Consider the following 17,036-nt stretch of genomic DNA (forward strand, 5'->3'; position numbering starts at 1 on the left):
CTTAGCGGTAACTTGCTCGTGGCCCAGAAGAGTCGGCGGAGGGAGCAGGCGCGTGGCAGACCACGACCTGTCCGGATTCACACAGAGCACGTTCACCCACGACGGAGCCACCCGCCAGGTGCTGAGCCGGGGCACGGGGCCCGCGGTGATCATCATGGCGGAGATACCGGGCATCACCCCCAAGGTCATCGAGTTCGCCGAACGCGTGGCCGCGACCGGCTGCACTGCCGTCCTCCCCGTGCTCTTCGGTACGCCCGGCCGTGACGCGGATCCCGCCTTCCGCGGCTGGCCCGGCTTCGGCCGCACCATGGCGTCGTCGCTCTGGCAGGTGTGCGTGAGCCGCGAGTTCACGCTGCTCGCCACGGGACGGAGTTCGGGTGTCGTGCGGTGGCTGCGCGCCCTGGCCGCCGCCGAGCACGAACGCTGCGGCGGCCCCGGCGTCGGCGCCGTCGGGATGTGCCTGACCGGTGGATTCGCCCTGGCCATGGCGACGGACGAACACCTCGTCGCCCCGGTGCTGTCCCAACCGTCGCTACCGCTGGCCTGCACCAAGAGCCGCGCGGGCACCATCGACATCAGCCCCGGGGACCTCGCCGTCGTCCGCCGGCGCTGCGAGCGCGAGGGGCTCCAGGTGCTGGGGCTGCGCTTCCGGGGGGACCGCCTGGTACCCGGGGACCGGTTCGCGTACCTGCGGCGCGAGCTGGGCGACGCGTTCGTCGCCGTCGAGCTGGACGACAGCGCCGCGAACCCCGACAGCGCTCTTCCGCCGCACTCCGTCCTGACGGAACATCTCGTCGACGAACCCGGCCAGCCCACGCGGCAGGCGCTGGACACGGTCCTCGACCTGTTCCGCACCCGGCTGCTCGGCGAGGAGGAGCGGCCCGGCACGACCGCCTGACCCACACACGCGACCGCACGGCGCGGGCCCGCCGTCACCGGGGGGGGGACTGCCCGGCCATCAGCCGCCGTACGAGGTCTTCGTCGACCGGGTGCGGACCGGATGCATCCGTCCAGTGCTCATGGGCCGCAAGGCGGGCCTCAGGCCGCCTTCGGCTCAGCGTGGCCGCAGCCCGTCGAAGACGACCTCGAAGACGCGCTCCCGGGGCCCCGGATCCGCTCCGAGCTGTTCCATCGCCCTGCCGGTGCCGGCCAGGAGGGCGATGAACTCCGGCAGGCCCAGCTCCGGGCGGACCGCGCCCGCCTGTTGCGCGCCGGTCAGCAGATCGGCGAGCCGAGCCTGGATCTCCATGGTCGGCTCCTGGAGGGACGCGTGCACGTCCACCCCGGCCGCGGCAAGGTGCTGGGCGAACTCGCTCTTGCCCTCGGACTGTTCCACCACCAGGCGGAAACAGGCGAAGAAGGCCTCGGCGGGCCCGGTCTCGGCGGCCAGCTTCGCGGTCCGGGCTGCCATTGACTCCAGCCTGCGGACCATCACCGCCTCCAGCAGCGCCTCTTTGGTCGGGAAGTGCCTGAAGAGCGTGCCCACTCCGACCCCGGCGATCCGGGCGATCTCCTCGGTCGGCACGCCGACGCCGCGGGTGGTGAACACTTCCGTGGCGGTGTCCAGCAGCCTGGCCCGGTTGCGTGCCGCATCCGCCCGCAGCGGGCGCTCCTGAGCGCCACCCATCTCTCTCCCACCTTTCGACTTCGACGACAGAACCACCCTCTGGACAACCGGAGTCTCCAGTCCGTATCGTGAAAACGGAGTCGCCAGTCCGATTGTAGCTGTGGATCCCTGGAGGTTGGTCATGTCTGAAACGCTGTCACCGCGCGAGGTCTTCCAGAAACTGATCGAGGGCATCGGCGCCGGACGGTTCACCGAGCTGGCCGAGCTGTACGCCGAGGACGCCGTGGTGGAGACCGTCTTCGAGCCGGTCGGGCCACGCCGCTTCGAGGGGCGGGCCGTGCTCAAGGAGCGGTTCGCTCACGTCTCCGCAAGTTCACCGGTGACCCTGACCCCGGCGAACGTGGTCGTGCGGGAAACCGACGACGCAGAGGTGGTCGTCGCCGAGTTCGACTACCAGGTGCACCACCGGGTGACCGGCCGGACCTTCGAGGCCGCCAACATCCAGGTGCTGCGGGTCCGCGACGGCCTGATCGTCAGCAGCCGGGACTACCACGACCACCTCGCCCTCATCCTGGCCGGCGGCAACCTGCCCCAGCTGGTGGCGGCGCTGGAAGGCAAGTAGCACGCGTACCGGTCCGCACGGTCGGCTACGGCCGCTGGCCGCGGGCGGGCTGACCGGCGATCAGCAGGGTGGTTCCGGCCGGCCGGAAGCCGAGACGGGCGTACAGGCGGGCCACCGACTCCAGTGCGTACGCGAGGAAGACGGTCCGCACGCCGTGGTCCGCCGCGTGGGCGGTGAGCGCGGTGGTCACGGCAGCCCCGAGACCCTGGCGGCGCGCGGCGGGGTGGGTTCCGATGCCGCCGATCTCCGCGGCACCGCCGCACGGGTGGTAGTGCCCGGCCGCCAGCGGGGAGCCGTCCGGTGCGAACGCGACGACCAGCACCTTCGTACCGTCGCGCAGGGTCTGCCGGACGGCCGGGACCTCTGCGGCGGGTACGGACGCGGGTCCCCCGAAGGCGAGGTTCGGCACGGCGAGTACGGCAGCGAGGGCGGGGTCGTCCGCTGCCACGGCCCGTACGGTCACCCCTGCGGGGAGCGGCGCCGCGGCCGGTGTCCGCTCCGGGTCGAGGACCATCAGCGGGCGCTCCTCCACGGCGATGCCCGCCCCCTCGACCGTCGCGCGCAGCCCCGGTCCGGCGGATTCGGCGGATTCGGCGAGCCACTCGAAGGCCTGCGGCACCCCCAGTTCCCGCTGCCGGGCCCGTACCCGTTCCAGATCGGCGACCGTCACCGCCCGCGCGCCGTCCGCCGAGACCGGCCGCGCGTGCGAGGGCCCCCCGTAGTACGGGGCGCCCACTTCCCGGCGTACGAACAGCCGCAGCGTGCCGAACTCCTCGGCCTCGGCGAACAGCAGGGGCACATGGGCGTAGTAGTGCTCGATGCGGTCACGCAGTGTCAGCCGGGTCATGGGGTCATCCCATCACGACGCCAGGAGTGTCGCCGCCACGTGCGAGCCCTCCCGTGTCAGACTCGGCCCGTCCCCGTGGGAGGTCACCGTGTTCCACCGCCTCGCCCTCGTACACGGAAGAACCGCTGTCCTTGCCCTCGTCGGCCTGGTCCTGGCCCTCACCGCCGCAACCTCCCGCGCGGCTCCCGCTCCGCACGCGGCTCCCGGGCCACGGGCGACCACGGTCGCCTCCGCCCCGGGCAGCGCGACCGCCTTGTCCGGGTACGCGATCCAGTCGACGGCTAAGGTCACCGACCCGGTGGCCGCCGTGTCCAGCCCCGGCTATCCGGCGACCGGCTGGTATCCGGCCGGCGCCCGATCCACCGTCCTCGCGGCGCTGCTGGCCGCCGGCGTCCACCCCGACCCCTTCTACTCCACCAACCAGAAGCTCATCCCGGCCGCGGACTTCACCGTGCCCTGGTGGTACCGGTCCGAGTTCGTCGTCACCGACACGACTCCTCGTACGTACCTGGACTTCAGCGGGGTGATCTCCGCCGCCGACGTCTTCGTCAACGGCCACCGGATCGCCACCACGAGCACGGTCGCCGGCGCGTACACCAGGCACGAACTCGACGTCACCGACCTGATCGAAACGGGCACCAACACGGTCGCCTTCCGGATCCAGCCCAACGATCCGCGCAAGCAGCTCACGATGGGCTGGCTCGACTGGCTGCAGCCGCCGCCCGACGAGAACATGGGCATCGTCCGTGACGTCGTGGTACGCCGGGGCGGGCCGGTCGCCCTGCGCGACGCGCACGTGGTGACCTCCCTGGCCATGCCGTCGATGGCCTCGGCCGACATGACCGTCAAGGCGCGGGTGCGCAACGACTCGTCGGCCACCGTCACCACGACGGTCTCCGGCACCGCGGGGCCGGCCGGTGTCAGCCGGAGTGTCACACTGGCCCCCCACGAGACCAGGACCGTGGTCTTCTCCCCCGCCGACCACCCGGCGCTGCGGCTGAGCGCGCCCCGCGTGTGGTGGCCCGCCGCGATGGGTGAGCAGCCGCTGTACCGTCTCGACCTGACCGCGACGGTGAACGGCACGCCCTCCGACACCGCTCACGAGTCCTTCGGCATCCGTGAGGTGCGGGCACCGCTGAACGCCGACGGTGCCCGCCAGTACCACATCAACGGCCGCCCGCTGCTGATCAAGGGCGGGGGCTGGTCCCCGGACGAGTTCCTGCGCTGGGACCGCACCTACGTCGAGGACCGCCTGAAGTACGCCCTTGACCTGGGCCTGAACACCCTGCGGCTGGAAGGGCACATCGAGCCCGACGAGTTCTTCGACCTCGCCGACCGGTACGGGATCCTGACGCTCCCCGGCTGGGAGTGCTGCGACAAATGGGAGGGAGAGGTCAACGAATCTGGCTCCGGGGAGAGTTGGGACGTCAGCGACCACTCCGTCGCCGCGGCGTCGATGGCCGCCGAAGCGGCCCGCCTCCGACACCACCCCAGCGTGATCTCCTTCCTGATCGGCAGTGACGTCGCACCGAACGAGGAGATCGAGCAGGAGTACGTCGACGCGCTGGACGACGCCGACTGGACGGCCCCGGTGGTCCCCGCGGCCTCCGAGGCCTCCGCGCCGGTCACCGGACGTTCCGGGATGAGGATGACCGGCCCGTACGACTGGGTCCCGCCGGGCTATTGGTACGCCAAGCGGGAAGGCGGCGCCACCGGCTTCAACTCCGAGACCAGCGCGGGCCCGGACGTACCGACCCTCGACACGTTGCGCCGCATGATGACCCCGGCCGAGCTGGAGACGCTGTGGCAGAACCCGTCCGCCGCCCAGTACCACCGCTCTCCTTCGACCACCTTCGCGACGCTGCGGCTGTACGACGCCGCACTGGCGGGCCGTTACGGCCCCCCGGCCGGCCTGGAGGACTACGTACGCAAGGCGCAGCTCGCCCAGTACGAGAACGTGCGCGCGCAGTTCGAGGCCTACGGCCGCAATGCCAAAGACGCCTCCGAACCCTCGACCGGCGTCATCTACTGGATGTTCAACAGCGGCTGGACCTCCCTGCAGTGGCAGCTGCTGGACCGGTATCTCGACCAGGGCGGGGCCTACTTCGGCGCGAAGAAGGCGAACGAGCCGCTGCACATCCAGTACGGGTACGACGACCGCTCGGTGTCCGTCGTCAACAACCGGACAGCAGCGGCTTCCGGGCTGACGGCCCGGGTGACGCTGTTCAACACCGACGGCACGCAGAAGTACGACCGGACGGCGAGCGGCCTGAGCGTCGCGGGCGGCGGCGCGAGCAGCACCGCGCTGACCGTCCCCGCGTCGGTCACGGGTCTGTCCACCACCTATCTGGCCCGGCTGCTGCTCACCGACGACGCGGGGCACGAGGTGAGCCGCAACGTGTACTGGCTCTCCACGAAGGAGGACGTGCTCGACTACGCGCGCACCAACTGGTACTACACGCCGACCACTTCCTACGCCGATCTCACCGGCCTGGACTCGATGGGCCGGGCGAGCGTCACCGGGTCGGCCTCGACGACGGCGGACGGTTCGGGGATGTCCACGACCACGGCGACCGTGCGCCACGCGGGTACCGGGAATTCCCCGGCTCTGCTCACCGACGTCCACCTGGTGGGCGAGACGGGCGCGCCCGTACTGCCCGTCCGGTGGAGCGACAACCAGATCAGCCTGTGGCCGGGTGAATCGGCGACGCTGACGGCGACCTACCGGACCGGCGATCTGCACGGCTCCGCACCACGGTTGCGGATCTCCGGGTGGAACACGCCGACGGTGACGGTCCCGGCCGATGCTCCGGCCGCAGGAGGGCGGGCCGCGCAGAGGGCGGACGCCGGTCGCGCTGCGGCAGCGGCTGCGCCGCGACCTGCCCGCCCCTGGTGACGGGCACTCCTCACACGCGGATCGCGATCTTGCCGCGCACGTGACCCTCCCTCAGACGTCGTACCGCGTCGGGGACTTCGGCGAGTGGGTAGGTGCGGTCGAGGACGGGGGTGAGCGAGCCGGACTCGATGAACTCCCTGAGGACGCGCAGGTCCTCGGGGCGCGGGACGGAGGCGAGTCCCCGCAGCCGCTGCCGGACGAAGGGCGACAGCAGCACGGCCCGCAGCTGCCGGTCGATCCCGCCGATCCAGCGCCCGTCGGTCTCGCCGCCGACGATCACCAGGCTCCCGCGCCGGGTCAGGATCCGGCGGAGCCGGCCCAGGGGACGGTTGCCCGCGATGTCGAGGACGACGTCGTACCGGTGGCCGCCGTCGGCCGGGTCCTCGCGGGCGTAGTCGAGGACCTCGTCCGCGCCGAGGGAGCGGACCAGGTCCGCCTTGGAGCCGCTGCAGACCCCGGTGACGTGGGCGGCCCCGAGCGCCTTGGCCAGTTGCACGGCGTACGTGCCCACGCCACCCGAGGCTCCGATCACCAGGACCCGGTGTCCGGGCTCCAGCCGGCCGGCGCGCAGGGCCTGGAGGGCGGTGCTCGCGGAGATCGTGACCACGGCAGCCTGTTCGGGCGTGAGCCGGGCGGGCCGGGCAGCCAGCTCGTCCTGACTGGCGCAGGCGAACTCCGCGAAGGAGCCGGTGCAGGTTCCGTACACCTCGTCGCCCGGCCGGAAGCGGGTGACGTCCGGGCCGACGGCCTCCACTCGGCCCGCGACGTCCATGCCGCGGACACGCTGTTTCGGCGCCCGCAGGCCGAAGCCCGCGGCGCGGATCGCATAGGGCAGCCCCGCCATCAGGTGCCAGACCCCCTGGTCGACGCCGGCCGCGTGCACGCGCAGCAGTACCTCGTCCCGGCCGGGCACGGGTTGGTCGATCTCGTCGAGGCGCAGGACGTCGGGCGATCCGTAGACGTCTTGGACGATGGCTCTCATGTGACCTCTCCCTCGGTGCCGGTGCCGGTGCCGTTGCCGTTGCCGTTGCTGGTGTCGTCCGAGTCCGAGCCGCCGGTCCGGGCTGCCGCGTACTGGAAGACGCTGTCGAGCGGGACGCCGAACACCTGGGCGATCTGGAAGGCCATCTCCAGCGACGGCGAGTACCGGCCCTGCTCGATGGCGATGACCGTCTGGCGGCTCACGCCGATGCGGCGGGCGAGTTCGGCCTGGGTCATCTCGCCGTGGGCGAAGCGCTGGGCCCGGATGGTGTTGGTGACCCTCGTCGCCTTCACCACGGGTGGAAACCGAACCGGTAGGAAATGATCTTGACTGTCGAGCCGAGCACCGACGACAGCACGAAGGCGAGGTAGATCGCATTGGCGATCCAGAACGGTGCGGCCTCGGCCATCGCCAGGATCAGGCCGGCGACCCCGCCGATCACGACGAACGACTGCCCCACGTACTCACCGAAGCGGTGGATCTCCCGGTCGCGCTGGTCCTTGAGGTTCGCCTCCTCCCGCGGCGAGAACGCGGCTATCGCGATGTGGGCGGCGACCGACACGGCGACCGACAGCCCGATCGACCACAACAGGGCTCCCACGTAAGGCGCTTCGGTCAGCGCCACTCCCGCAGGGCGCCCCAGCACCACCCACAGGTACACCGCGTACGACCCGAGCGCGCACATCAGCATGCTCCAGGCACGTTTCTCCTCGACTGCCACTCCCGCTCCCCATGTCAAGAAAACCAGACACTCGGAGTGTCAAGCAGCCGCGACACCGTGTCAAGTATTCTTGACTTGTCACGTCAGGCGACGTGCTCGTGTCAGACGAAGTACTTCAGCGCACGGCGACCGGTGAGGAGCCACCCGGCATCACGAGGCGGGGCGCGCCCCTGCCGTCCGCCGGGACCGCCCAGATGTCGCTCGCCCGTCCGTCGCGTCCCTCGCGTCCGTCCTGTCCCTCGCCTCCTGGCAGGGCGTAGGCGACGGTCGCGTCATCGAGCCAGGCGGCCTGGTCGTCGACGCTGTGCGGCTCGGACAGCGGGTGCTCGCGCATCGTCGCCAGGTCGAGGACGTACAACCGCCAGGGCGCCGCAGGGTCGTCCGAGACCTTCTTCTTGAACGCGATCCGGGTGTTGTCGGGCGACAGCGACGGACATTCGGCGTTCTCCCGCAACGCCGTCGCCGTCCAGTTGCGCAGGTCGCCCTCGACGAGGTGGGTGCGGCCCTTGGTCGAGACGGTGGCGTAGAAGCGGTTGTCGTCCTGGGCGAAGGTCACACCCCAGTAGTTGACGTCTGGGGCGTGGTAGCGGGCGCCGTCCAGGGTCAGCGGGATCTCCTCCATGGACTTGATCAGATAGCCGGTGTCCAGGTCCAGGATCGACGTCCGCGTGGAGAAGGCGGAGGTGGCGTAGGAGTCGCCGGTCGCGAACGTCGTCCACGACAGCCGCCGCCCGGAGGCGGAGACACGGGCCCGGTTGGGGATGCCCGGGACGGTCATGCGCCGGACTTCGCGCAGCTGCCGGTCGAGCACGAGGGCCTGGGTGCGCGCCGGGATGCCGGGCAGGCTGCGCAGGCAGAGGGCGCGGTCCCCCGCCGCGTAGAACCGGTCGCAGGCGGGGCCGCCCGTCACGCGGGAGCCTTCGGGGCCGCCGGGGCCCCGGGCGACCAGCCCGGTGGCCGAGTCCCGGAAGTACAACCCGGGCCCGTCGAGGCGGAACGAACCGTCCGCATCCGCCCGCTGGGACGGCCGGTCGCGATGCCTGGCATGCAGTACGTAGCCCAGGGAGCCCCCGGCGAGAACGAGTACGGCGGCCACGACGAGAGCGAGGCGGAGCTGCTGCGGGCGGGGCTTCACGGTACCTCCGGGACGGGGCGGGCGGGGGCCGGGGCGGGCAGGATGCGCCAGGCGGCCGTGAGCGCCCCGGCCAGCGCGAGCGCCGCGGTCCACAGGGCGGGCCCCTGACCCCAAACGGTCCAGGCGGCCCCGAACCCGGCCGCGCCGAGCAGCCGGGCCAGCGCCTGGCCGGTCTGCAGCACCGCGAGACCGCCCGCCCGGCCGTGCGCGGGCAGCATGGGCCCGGCGAGTGCCATCAGGACGCCGTCCGTGAAGGCGTAGAAGATGCCGAGGAGTACGAGTACGGCCGCGACGGCCGGCCAGGCGAGGGGGGTGAGCAGCACCGCGTAGGCGCCGAGCAGGGCGGCGTGCCCGAGCAGGAAGGGCAGCCGACGCCCGGTCCGGTCGGCGAGCCTGCCCGCCGGGACGGCGAGCAGCAGATATCCGGCCGCGGCGCCGAGCGGCAGCAGCGGGAACAGGGCGGGCGGGAGGTCGAGTCCACGCTGGAGCAACAGGTAGAGGAAGGCGTCGCCGATGGTGGCGGCGCCGAGCAGGGACGCGGCGTACAGGACGCGGCGGAAGGCGGGGTCCCTCAGCGCCGTTCGCCGAAGCGGAGTCGGCGCGGGGACGGCCGGCCGGGACGCGGCGGCGGCGGCGGCGGCGGACGGGACGTACAGGACGAGCAGGAGTACGCCGAGCAGTCCGGTGCAGAAGCTGACGGCGAACACCGCGTCGTAGGCGTCGGCGGTGGCCCACAGCACGGAGAAGGCGGCGAGCGGGCCGAGGAGCGCGCCCGTGGTGTCCATGGCGCGGTGCACGCCGAATGCCCGGCCGAGCGTCTCCGGCGGGCCGCTGAGCGAGATCAGGGCGTCGCGCGGGGCGGTGCGGATGCCCTTGCCGAGCCGGTCCGCCGCGAGTGAGGCGGCGATCCCCGCGGTGGCTCCACCGACGAGGAGCAGCCCGAGCCGGGAGAACGCCGAGAGCAGGTAGCCGGCCCCGGCGACCCGCTTGTGCCGGTCTCCGCGGTCGGCGAGTCGGCCGCCGAGGAGGCGGACGAGTGCGGTCGCGCCGTTGAACATGCCGTCCAGGAATCCGAATTGGAGCGGCGAGAGGCCGAGGCCCAGGACGAGGTAGAGCGGCAGCACCGCCGTGACCATCTCGGAGGAGACGTCGGTGACGAGGCTGACCGCGCCGAGCGCGAGGACGGTGGCGGGGACGCGCCGCCGGGCCCCTGGGGTGCGGGGCGGCGCGTCCGGGCGGCCGGTGCTGGCCAGGTACATCAGTGGCAGCTGTACTTCGGGCTCGTGTCCTTGACCTGTCCGTCGCTGCCGACGTAGGTCCAGCCGTAACCGGAGTCGGTGAACTGCAGCTTCAGTACGCCGTATTGGCCGCTGATCCGCTTCTGGCTGTTGGGCTGGACGTCCTCGATCGGGTAGGGCTCGGCGCCGCCCATGCCGCCGACGACCTCCACGATCCCGCCCGCGGTCGCCTTGCCGTCGGGGTCCTGCGGGGCGAACCGCTCGTAGTGGTGGTCGTGCCCGTTCAGGACCAGGTCGGCCTTCGCGCCGTACAGGATCTTCCACACCGGCTTCGAGACCGGGTCGTTGCCGTGGCCGCCTGACGAATACAGCGGGTGGTGCCAGTAGGCGGCTATGCACTGCTTGCCGTTGGCGGCGAGGTCGGCCTTGAGCCAGTCGAGCTGGGCGGCCTGGTCGAAGGAGTTGGAGTCGAGGGCGATGAAGTGCCAGTTGCCCTCGTCGAAGCTGTAGTAGCTCTTGCCCTGCGGGTAGGCGATGCTCCCGAAGTAGCTCTTGTACCCGGCGAGGGAGCCGGCCGGGTCGTACGTCTCGTGGTTGCCCGGCACCGGGCGGGTCTTCGCCTTGAAGGCGCCCCAGGTCTTGTCGTAGTAGGCGCGGTAGTCCACGAGCCGGGCGTCGTCGTACTGGTTGTCACCCATCGTCAGATAGAACTTCGGATCGATCTGCTGGGCGAGCGCGGCGGTCTTCGGGTGGGCGCAGCCGCTGTCGGAGGCCGTGCACTGGGCGGCGATGTCCCCGGCGGCGACCACCGTGAAGGCCCCGGCGGGGGGCGGCCCGCCGTCTACGGTGCCGTACACCTCGGCCTCGAAGAGCGAGTAGCCGTACGCCGTGCCGCGCGCGGTGCCGTAGACGCGCAGGTACCTGCCCTTGCCGGAGAGCCCGGTCCAGTCGTCGGTGCCGCCGTTGCCGGCGCTCTCCTGGGCTATCGGGGTCCACGCCGCCCCGTCCGCCGACACCTCGACGCGGTACGCCTTGGCGTAGGCGGCCTCCCAGCTCAGCCTGACCCTGGAGATGGTGGCGGCGGCGCCGAGGTCGACCCGGATCCACTGCGGGTCCTTGCCCTCGGCGCTGGCCCAGCGGGTCGCGGCGGCGCCGTCGAAGGCGTTCTTGGCGCCGAGCGAGGAACTCTCGGCGGAGGAGGCGGTGGCGGGTTTTCCGCGTGAGATGAGCGGGTCGGCGGCGGCTCCGGCCCGGCCGGGCCAGGCGAGCAGGAGCCCGCCGACGAGCGCGAGCGCGGCGCCGAGGACGAGGAGGAGGGTGCGAAGACGGCTGCGGAACATGGGGGGTCGGGCTAAGGCATTCGGATGCATACCTGGACTCCCTGGCCTGGGGGACGGCGAGAGCTGGACACCGGTGCGGGACACCGCCCCCGGCCGGGGCGGGCAGGGGCAGTGTCACGGCGGCCGGGACAGAGCTCTCACTGAGCGCGTCATGCCCGGGGAATGGGCACCGCGCCAAGCCGCCGACGGGGAGCGTATCGGATAGGAAGGTTTCCTACCAGTGCTCTCACTGGACCGGCGAGCAGCCACCGCCACCCGCGAAACGGAGGCGGGCCGGCCCGTGGCGAGGACGAGCGGACCGGGCCGAAGGCCACGGCCGGCGAATCCGCCGCCCGGCGAGGTCACGCACCCGCCAGCAGCACCCCCAGAGCCTCGGCCGTGGCCGGATGGAGCCCCACCAGGACCGCGCCCCGCGGGCCGGACTCCGGCGCCCGCCAGGTCCCGTCGCAGCCCAGCAGGCTCGCGACCGCGTCGCACGTCGCCGGGTGGGCGGCGAGCAGCGTGCAGCCGTGGCTGCCGCCGTCCGCGTGCCGCGCCGCGAACAGGGCGTCCGGCTCCGGCTGCGCCCGCCACGGCGCCACCCACTCGTCCAGCGCGGCGAGCCTGCCGGGGAAGATCCGCCCGGCTTCGCGGATCAGCAGCGGGGCCAGTTCGGCGCCGCCCGCCCGCAGTGTGGAGATCAGGGTCGGCAGCCACGGCAGGAGAACCGGGTCCGGCAGCCGCCCGAACGCGTTGGACACGGCCTCGACGACGAAGTCGGTGAGGCCCGGGACGGGCTCCAGGGCGTGCAGGAAGCCGCTGAGGTAGCGCGGATAGGCGGGCACCACCATGGGGTTGCCCAGGAGTTCGTCGCAGCGCTCGCGCAGGTCCGCCCGCGAGAGGTGCCCGAGCTGCACCTGGGCCGCCCACAGCAGCGCCGTCTTCGACGGGTCCTGCGGATGCGACTGGGCCACCGCCAGCTCGAGTTGGGTGCGGTCGCACCCCAGCGACAGCGCCAGGCTCTCCATGCTGAACAGGAAGCCCAGCGTCGCGGCCACATGACGCACGGAGGCGTCGTCGTCGGTGAACGCCGTCGGCAGCAGGGTGCAGTAGTGCGCGTATCCCGTCTTGGCGAAGGACTCGATCCAGGGCGGCAGCACCGGCTCGCTGGTGCGGTAGTACGCCAGCAGTCGCCGTACGCGGCGCAGCACCTCGGGCGCGCCGTCGACTCCGCGCTCGGCCGACAGCACCTCCAGCGCGCGTGCGCCCAGCTCGTCGGCGAGGCGGCGGCTGCGCAGGTACAGCGTCGCGTCCTCGACGGTCTCCAGGACCGTCGCCGCCGTGGCGTGCGGGGCGTACGCCGTGCGGCGCAGACGCTGTTCCAGAACCTGCTCGATGCTGACGCCCTCGTACCCGAGCTCGATGAGCGCACGCTGGTGGGTGCCCAGCGCGAGGTCCCACGACTCCTGGATCGACCGCTCCCCCAGGCTCCGTTCGCCCATGATCGGCCGCGCGGTGCCGTGCGGCATCAGGTACCGCAGCATCCACAGCACGTCCGAGCACTGCTCCAGCTCCGGCCGCCCCGCGATGTCGAGCAACGCCCGCTGCACGCCCCGCTGCTGGAGCTTCAGGTTCAGGGGCGCGAGCCGGTCGTGCACGTCGCGGGCCAGCGGCGGCAGCGCGTCGTAGCCGACCTGGCCGATCCGGTCGCCGCCCATCATGATCTCGACGAGGCGCCGCACGTCGCGCCGGCCGGGCACGCTGTCCTTCTCGATGCAGGTGACGGCCGCGTCCTGGAAGTCGTACGGCGTGGGCCTTGCCCGGTCACGCATCCCGGCCAGCAGGATCGACGTCTCGAACACCGCGATGGCGTCGGCGGTGGAGGCGAGGTAGCCGTTGCGGCGCGCGGCCTGCACGATCTCGACGGACCAGCCCAGCAGTTCGGCCTCGTCCAGCCGGTCCAGGACGGGTGGCCGGTGCAGGAAGCCGGTCAGCTTGTCGGAAGACGGCACCGCCGGTACGCGCGCCGCGGCGGCCACGGCCTTCTTGGCCTTCGGCCGTTTCGCGCCCGCCTGCCCCGCCAGCCGGTAGGGCTCCACGCGCGTGCGCTTCAGGTTCTTGGCCCAGACCGTCGCGGCGATCGACACCGAACCGGCCGCGAGGCCGAACTGCGCCTCGATGGCCGCGTGGCTGGACGGGATCAGGCCGTGCAGCCACTTGGTGGCGCTGCGCGGGCTGATCTCGTAGGTGTCGGCGCCCCGGACACCGAACTCCTCGACGCGGCTGGCCGCGTGGAAGGCACCGCAGACGTACAGGCAGTCCGCGGGATCCGTACCGGTGGCGGCCAGGTGCTCGCGCATCCTGGTCCACATGTAGCGCTCGCGGTCCTCGTCCACGCGCACCCGCCCCGGGTCGCCGGGTGCGAGGCGCCGGAAGAGGCTGCCGATCAGGAGCATGACCTGGCGGTAGGTGTCGTGGTCGCCGTCCCCGAGGGGCAGTTCGACGTACTGGTGCCACCACTCCGACCAGTGCCGCACCCTGCCGTGACGCAGCAGGTGTTCCTCGAGCTCGACGAAGCGGGGCCGGAGGTCGCCGATCTCCACGCCGACCGCTTCGCCGTGCAGCGCCGCCTCTTCGTCGGCGGGCGGCGCGTCGGTATCGGCGGACTCACCGTCGTCGTGCGTCCCGCGTGCGTCCCACTGGAAGACGTGGTCCGAGGACCGGTCGACGAGGACCAGTTCGACGCCCGGCGTGTCCAGTGCGTAGGCGATCGCCTGGTACTCGGCCGAGGCCTCCGTGATCGGTGCGACCACCGACAGCGGGGCCCACTCGGCCGGGAAGCCCTCGATCTCGCTCGCGAACGCCTGCACCGCCACCGGGAGCTTGCAGTTGCGCAGTTCGGTCAGGAGCGGCGCCATGTCCTCGCACAGCTCCAGGTACACGACTTTCGGCTGCTTCTCCCGCAGGCGGCGCGCCATCGCGACTGCCGAGGCGGGCGAGTGGTGGCAGACGGGGAAGATCTCCAGTGGCTCGCGCACCGCGCGGTCGACGTCGTCGACGATGCCGAGGAGGATGCCCTCCAGGGCGCCGGGCCCGTCCGCGAACGTCGCGGCGGCCTCCTGGAGCTGCCCGCGCAGCGCCTCGAAGGTCCCCTCGTGCGTGCCGGTCACGACAGGGTGGCGATCGCGTCGCGGCCGCCCTCCAGGAACTCCGGCCAGGAGCCGCCCTCTTCCTTGCTGCGCGGTTCGACGACGCCGTGCAGGTACTTGTTGAGGATCGCCAGGTCCTCGGGCTCGCGCCGGGCCAGCGACCCGACGAGCGAGGAGGCCAGGGCGCGGGCGGTCAGGGCCCGCTCGCCGAAGAAGTCGCTGTGCAGGATCGCGTCCTCCAGCACGCCGATCTGTTCGGCGGTGGACAGCGCGGACTCCAGCTTCTCGTCGTCGCTGCCGGCCGCGGCAGCCGAGGCGCGCAGGTCGGCGAAGCTCTGCAGCAGGACGTCGAGCAGCGACGGCGGCACGTCCAGTTCGAGCTGGTGGCGGCGGAGCAGTTCCTCGGTACGGAAGCGGACGATCTCCGCCTCGCTCTTCTTGTTCGTCACCACCGGGATGCGGACGAAGTTGAAGCGTCGCTTGAGCGCCGAGGACAGGTCGTTGACGCCCCGGTCACGGCTGTTGGCGGTGGCGATGATCGAGAAGCCCGGCTTGGCGAAGACGATGCCGTCACTGTCCAGTTCCGGGACCGAGATGTACTTCTCGGACAGGATCGAGATCAGCGCGTCCTGGACGTCGCTGGTGGAGCGGGTGAGCTCCTCGAAGCGGCCGATCGTGCCGGTCTCCATCGCGGTCATGATCGGCGAGGGGATCATCGACTCCCGTGACTGGCCCTTGGCGATGACCATGGACACGTTCCAGGAGTACTTGATGTGGTCCTCGGTGGTGCCCGCCGTGCCCTGCACCACCAGTGTGGAGTTACGGGAGATCGCGGCGGACAGCAGTTCGGCCAGCCAGCTCTTGCCGGTGCCGGGGTCGCCGATGAGCAGCAGCCCTCGGTCGGAGGCCAGGGTGACGATGGAGCGCTCGACGAAACTGCGGTCGCCGAACCACTTCTGCGAGATCTCCCGGTCCAGGCCGTCGGAGCGCTCGGAGCCCAGGATGAACAGGCGGACCATCTTCGGGGACAGGCGCCAGGAGAAGGGCTTGGGGTTGTCGTCGATCGACTCAAGCCAGTCCAGTTCCTCGGCGAACTTGATTTCGGCGGGGGCGCGCAGCATGTCGGTCATAACAGGGCCTTTCTGATCTAAGCGAGAAACGTCTTGAGTTCGTGGACGAGCTTGCGGATGTGGCCGGAGAGCACCGGTGTGCCGAGGTCCTTGAACCGCTCCCGGAACCACGGGTTGACACTGCCGCGGCCGGAGCTGGTCACCGAGCCGACCGGGATGAACTTGGCTCCGGAGCGGTGGATGGCGGCCATGGACTCGAAGAGCTGCTCGGTCCGCCATTCGTAGAAGTCGGAGATCCACACGACGACGGTGTTACGGGGCTCGGAGATCTTCGGCTGGGCCAGCGCCATGGCGACCGTGCCGTCGGTGCCGCCGCCGAGGTTGGTGCGCAGCAGGGTCTCGAAGGGGTCGTGGACCCACGGAGTGAGATCGAGTGCCTGCGTGTCGTACGCGATGAGGTGGACGTCCACCTTCGGCAGCCCGGCGAAGATCGATGCCAGGATGGTGCAGTTGACCATCGAGTCGACCATCGACCCCGACTGGTCGACGACGACGATCAGCCGCTGCGGCGTCGTCTTGCGTGCGGTGTGCCGGTAGTAGAGGCGGTCGACATACAACCGCTCCTCCTCCGGGCTCCAGTTGGTGAGGTTCTTCCAGATCGTGCGGTCGAGGTCGAGGTTGCGGAACACCCGCTTGGGCGGAACGGAGCGGTCCAGGGCGCCCACCGTGGCCTTCTCCACCTGGGTGCGGAGCACTTCGGCGACCTCGTCGACGAAGCGGCGGATCAGGGCCTTGGCATTGGCCAGGGCCACGCCCGAGAGGTTGTTCTTGTCCCGCAGCAGCTGCTCGATCAGTGACATGCTCGGGGTCAGCCGCGCGGCGAGCTGGGGGTCGGCCAGCACCTCGCGCAGGTGCATCCGCTTGACGAGGTCGGCCTCGATGGCGCCGAGTTCCGGGCCGATCTCCGGGATCAGCCGGCTGAGATCGGGCGTCGTGCCGCGCCCGCCGGTGCCGGTCGGGCTGACGCCCGTACCCGCGCCCCTTCCGGCGCTCCCTCCCCCGGCGCGGCCGCCGCGCAGCTCGCCGGGCTCGCAGCCGAGCGCACGCTCCAGCCAGCCCGCGTCGGACTGCCAGCGCGTCAGCTGTCCGGCGGTGACCCTGCCGGAGCCGCAGGCGAACACGTTCAGCAGCACCTTCGACACCAGGGCCGCGCGCCGGACCTCGGCGGCCCGGTCGCGTGCCCCGTCCTCGTCCGGCTCGGGTGCCATCAGACCGTCGAACTCGGCGGCCAGCTCCGGATGTCGCTGCACGACGGAGTCGACGGAGGCCTGCGGGTCCAGCAGCGAGGACGGCAGACCGATGTCCTTGACGACGGCGAGGCTCGCCGATTCCAGGGCGGCCTGCTCCTCCGGGTCGAAGAGCCGGGCGAGGAGCCGCCAGTACAGGACCTGCCGACGGTTCTCGTCGGGGTCCGCGGCGGGTTCGGTCAT

14 protein-coding genes are annotated in these 17,036 nt (G+C 71.7%); 3 read left to right on the forward strand and 11 right to left on the reverse strand.

What is annotated here, in order from left to right:
* Positions 1-52: 52 nt before the first annotated feature.
* On the forward strand, positions 53-898 hold the full coding sequence (locus OG429_RS04340) for a dienelactone hydrolase family protein (RefSeq protein ID WP_328923936.1): 846 nt from the start codon (positions 53-55) through the stop codon (positions 896-898).
* A gap of 156 nt (positions 899-1,054) precedes the next feature.
* Here OG429_RS04340 and OG429_RS04345 read toward each other — a convergent pair whose 3' ends face one another.
* Positions 1,055-1,627, reverse strand: coding sequence for a TetR/AcrR family transcriptional regulator (locus OG429_RS04345; protein ID WP_328923937.1), 573 nt, complete (start codon positions 1,625-1,627; stop codon positions 1,055-1,057).
* A 121-nt stretch (positions 1,628-1,748) separates the two neighbouring features.
* On the opposite strand from OG429_RS04345, the gene OG429_RS04350 reads away from it, so the two are divergent.
* A complete protein-coding gene (locus OG429_RS04350; RefSeq protein ID WP_328923938.1) occupies positions 1,749-2,189 on the forward strand; it encodes a nuclear transport factor 2 family protein in 441 nt (146 codons plus the stop codon).
* 25 nt (positions 2,190-2,214) lie between these two features.
* On the opposite strand, the gene OG429_RS04355 is transcribed toward OG429_RS04350, so the two are convergent.
* A complete protein-coding gene (locus tag OG429_RS04355; RefSeq protein ID WP_328923939.1) occupies positions 2,215-3,036 on the reverse strand; it encodes a GNAT family N-acetyltransferase in 822 nt (273 codons plus the stop codon).
* 88 nt (positions 3,037-3,124) lie between these two features.
* Between OG429_RS04355 and OG429_RS04360 the strand changes: the two genes are divergently transcribed.
* Positions 3,125-5,932, forward strand: a complete 2,808-nt coding sequence (locus OG429_RS04360; RefSeq protein ID WP_328923940.1) for a glycoside hydrolase family 2 protein — start codon at positions 3,125-3,127, stop codon at positions 5,930-5,932.
* Positions 5,933-5,942: 10 nt separating this feature from the next.
* Here the strand turns inward: OG429_RS04360 and OG429_RS04365 are convergent, their stop codons facing one another.
* The 9 genes from OG429_RS04365 to OG429_RS04405 all read right to left on the reverse strand — a co-directional run bounded on the left by OG429_RS04365 (position 5,943) and on the right by OG429_RS04405 (position 17,036).
* Positions 5,943-6,914 carry an NAD(P)-dependent alcohol dehydrogenase gene (locus OG429_RS04365; RefSeq protein WP_328923941.1) on the reverse strand — a complete coding sequence of 324 codons (972 nt, stop codon included), beginning with the start codon at positions 6,912-6,914 and terminating at the stop codon, positions 5,943-5,945.
* Positions 6,911-7,207, reverse strand: a complete 297-nt coding sequence (locus OG429_RS41375) for a helix-turn-helix transcriptional regulator (protein ID WP_405680504.1) — start codon at positions 7,205-7,207, stop codon at positions 6,911-6,913. Before OG429_RS41375 ends, OG429_RS04365 begins: the two co-directional genes overlap by 4 nt.
* Entirely contained in the window at positions 7,204-7,635 is a 432-nt protein-coding gene (locus OG429_RS04375; protein ID WP_328923942.1) for a hypothetical protein, read from the reverse strand. The genes OG429_RS41375 and OG429_RS04375 overlap by 4 nt, the downstream gene beginning before the upstream one ends.
* Positions 7,636-7,750: 115 nt before the next feature.
* Positions 7,751-8,770: a hypothetical protein gene (locus OG429_RS04380; protein ID WP_328923943.1), complete on the reverse strand. Its 1,020-nt coding sequence runs from the start codon at positions 8,768-8,770 to the stop codon at positions 7,751-7,753.
* Positions 8,767-10,029, reverse strand: coding sequence for an MFS transporter (locus OG429_RS04385; protein ID WP_328923944.1), 1,263 nt, complete (start codon positions 10,027-10,029; stop codon positions 8,767-8,769). Before OG429_RS04385 ends, OG429_RS04380 begins: the two co-directional genes overlap by 4 nt.
* Positions 10,029-11,348 (reverse strand): discoidin domain-containing protein, encoded by a 1,320-nt coding sequence (locus OG429_RS04390; protein ID WP_328923945.1) that lies wholly within the window; start codon positions 11,346-11,348, stop codon positions 10,029-10,031. Before OG429_RS04390 ends, OG429_RS04385 begins: the two co-directional genes overlap by 1 nt.
* 341 nt (positions 11,349-11,689) lie before the next feature.
* The gene (locus OG429_RS04395; protein WP_328923946.1) at positions 11,690-14,497 is read right to left on the reverse strand and encodes a hypothetical protein; all 2,808 of its coding nucleotides are present in this window, start codon (positions 14,495-14,497) and stop codon (positions 11,690-11,692) included.
* Positions 14,494-15,606: an ATP-binding protein gene (locus OG429_RS04400; protein WP_328923947.1), complete on the reverse strand. Its 1,113-nt coding sequence runs from the start codon at positions 15,604-15,606 to the stop codon at positions 14,494-14,496. Before OG429_RS04400 ends, OG429_RS04395 begins: the two co-directional genes overlap by 4 nt.
* 17 nt (positions 15,607-15,623) lie before the next feature.
* Positions 15,624-17,036: a vWA domain-containing protein gene (locus OG429_RS04405; protein ID WP_328923948.1), complete on the reverse strand. Its 1,413-nt coding sequence runs from the start codon at positions 17,034-17,036 to the stop codon at positions 15,624-15,626.

Source organism: Streptomyces sp. NBC_00190 (genome assembly GCF_036203305.1).
Lineage (GTDB): Bacteria > Actinomycetota > Actinomycetes > Streptomycetales > Streptomycetaceae > Streptomyces.

Coding starts and splice junctions, on each gene's coding strand:
- OG429_RS04345 (WP_328923937.1), bottom strand. CDS start 1,627: ATGGGTGGCGCTCAGGAGCGCCCGCTGCGGGCGGATGCGGCACGCAAC.
- OG429_RS04350 (WP_328923938.1), top strand. CDS start 1,749: ATGTCTGAAACGCTGTCACCGCGCGAGGTCTTCCAGAAACTGATCGAG.
- OG429_RS04355 (WP_328923939.1), bottom strand. CDS start 3,036: ATGACCCGGCTGACACTGCGTGACCGCATCGAGCACTACTACGCCCAT.
- OG429_RS04365 (WP_328923941.1), bottom strand. CDS start 6,914: ATGAGAGCCATCGTCCAAGACGTCTACGGATCGCCCGACGTCCTGCGC.
- OG429_RS04385 (WP_328923944.1), bottom strand. CDS start 10,029: ATGTACCTGGCCAGCACCGGCCGCCCGGACGCGCCGCCCCGCACCCCA.
- OG429_RS04390 (WP_328923945.1), bottom strand. CDS start 11,348: ATGTTCCGCAGCCGTCTTCGCACCCTCCTCCTCGTCCTCGGCGCCGCG.
- OG429_RS04400 (WP_328923947.1), bottom strand. CDS start 15,606: ATGACCGACATGCTGCGCGCCCCCGCCGAAATCAAGTTCGCCGAGGAA.
- OG429_RS04405 (WP_328923948.1), bottom strand. CDS start 17,036: ATGACCGAACCCGCCGCGGACCCCGACGAGAACCGTCGGCAGGTCCTG.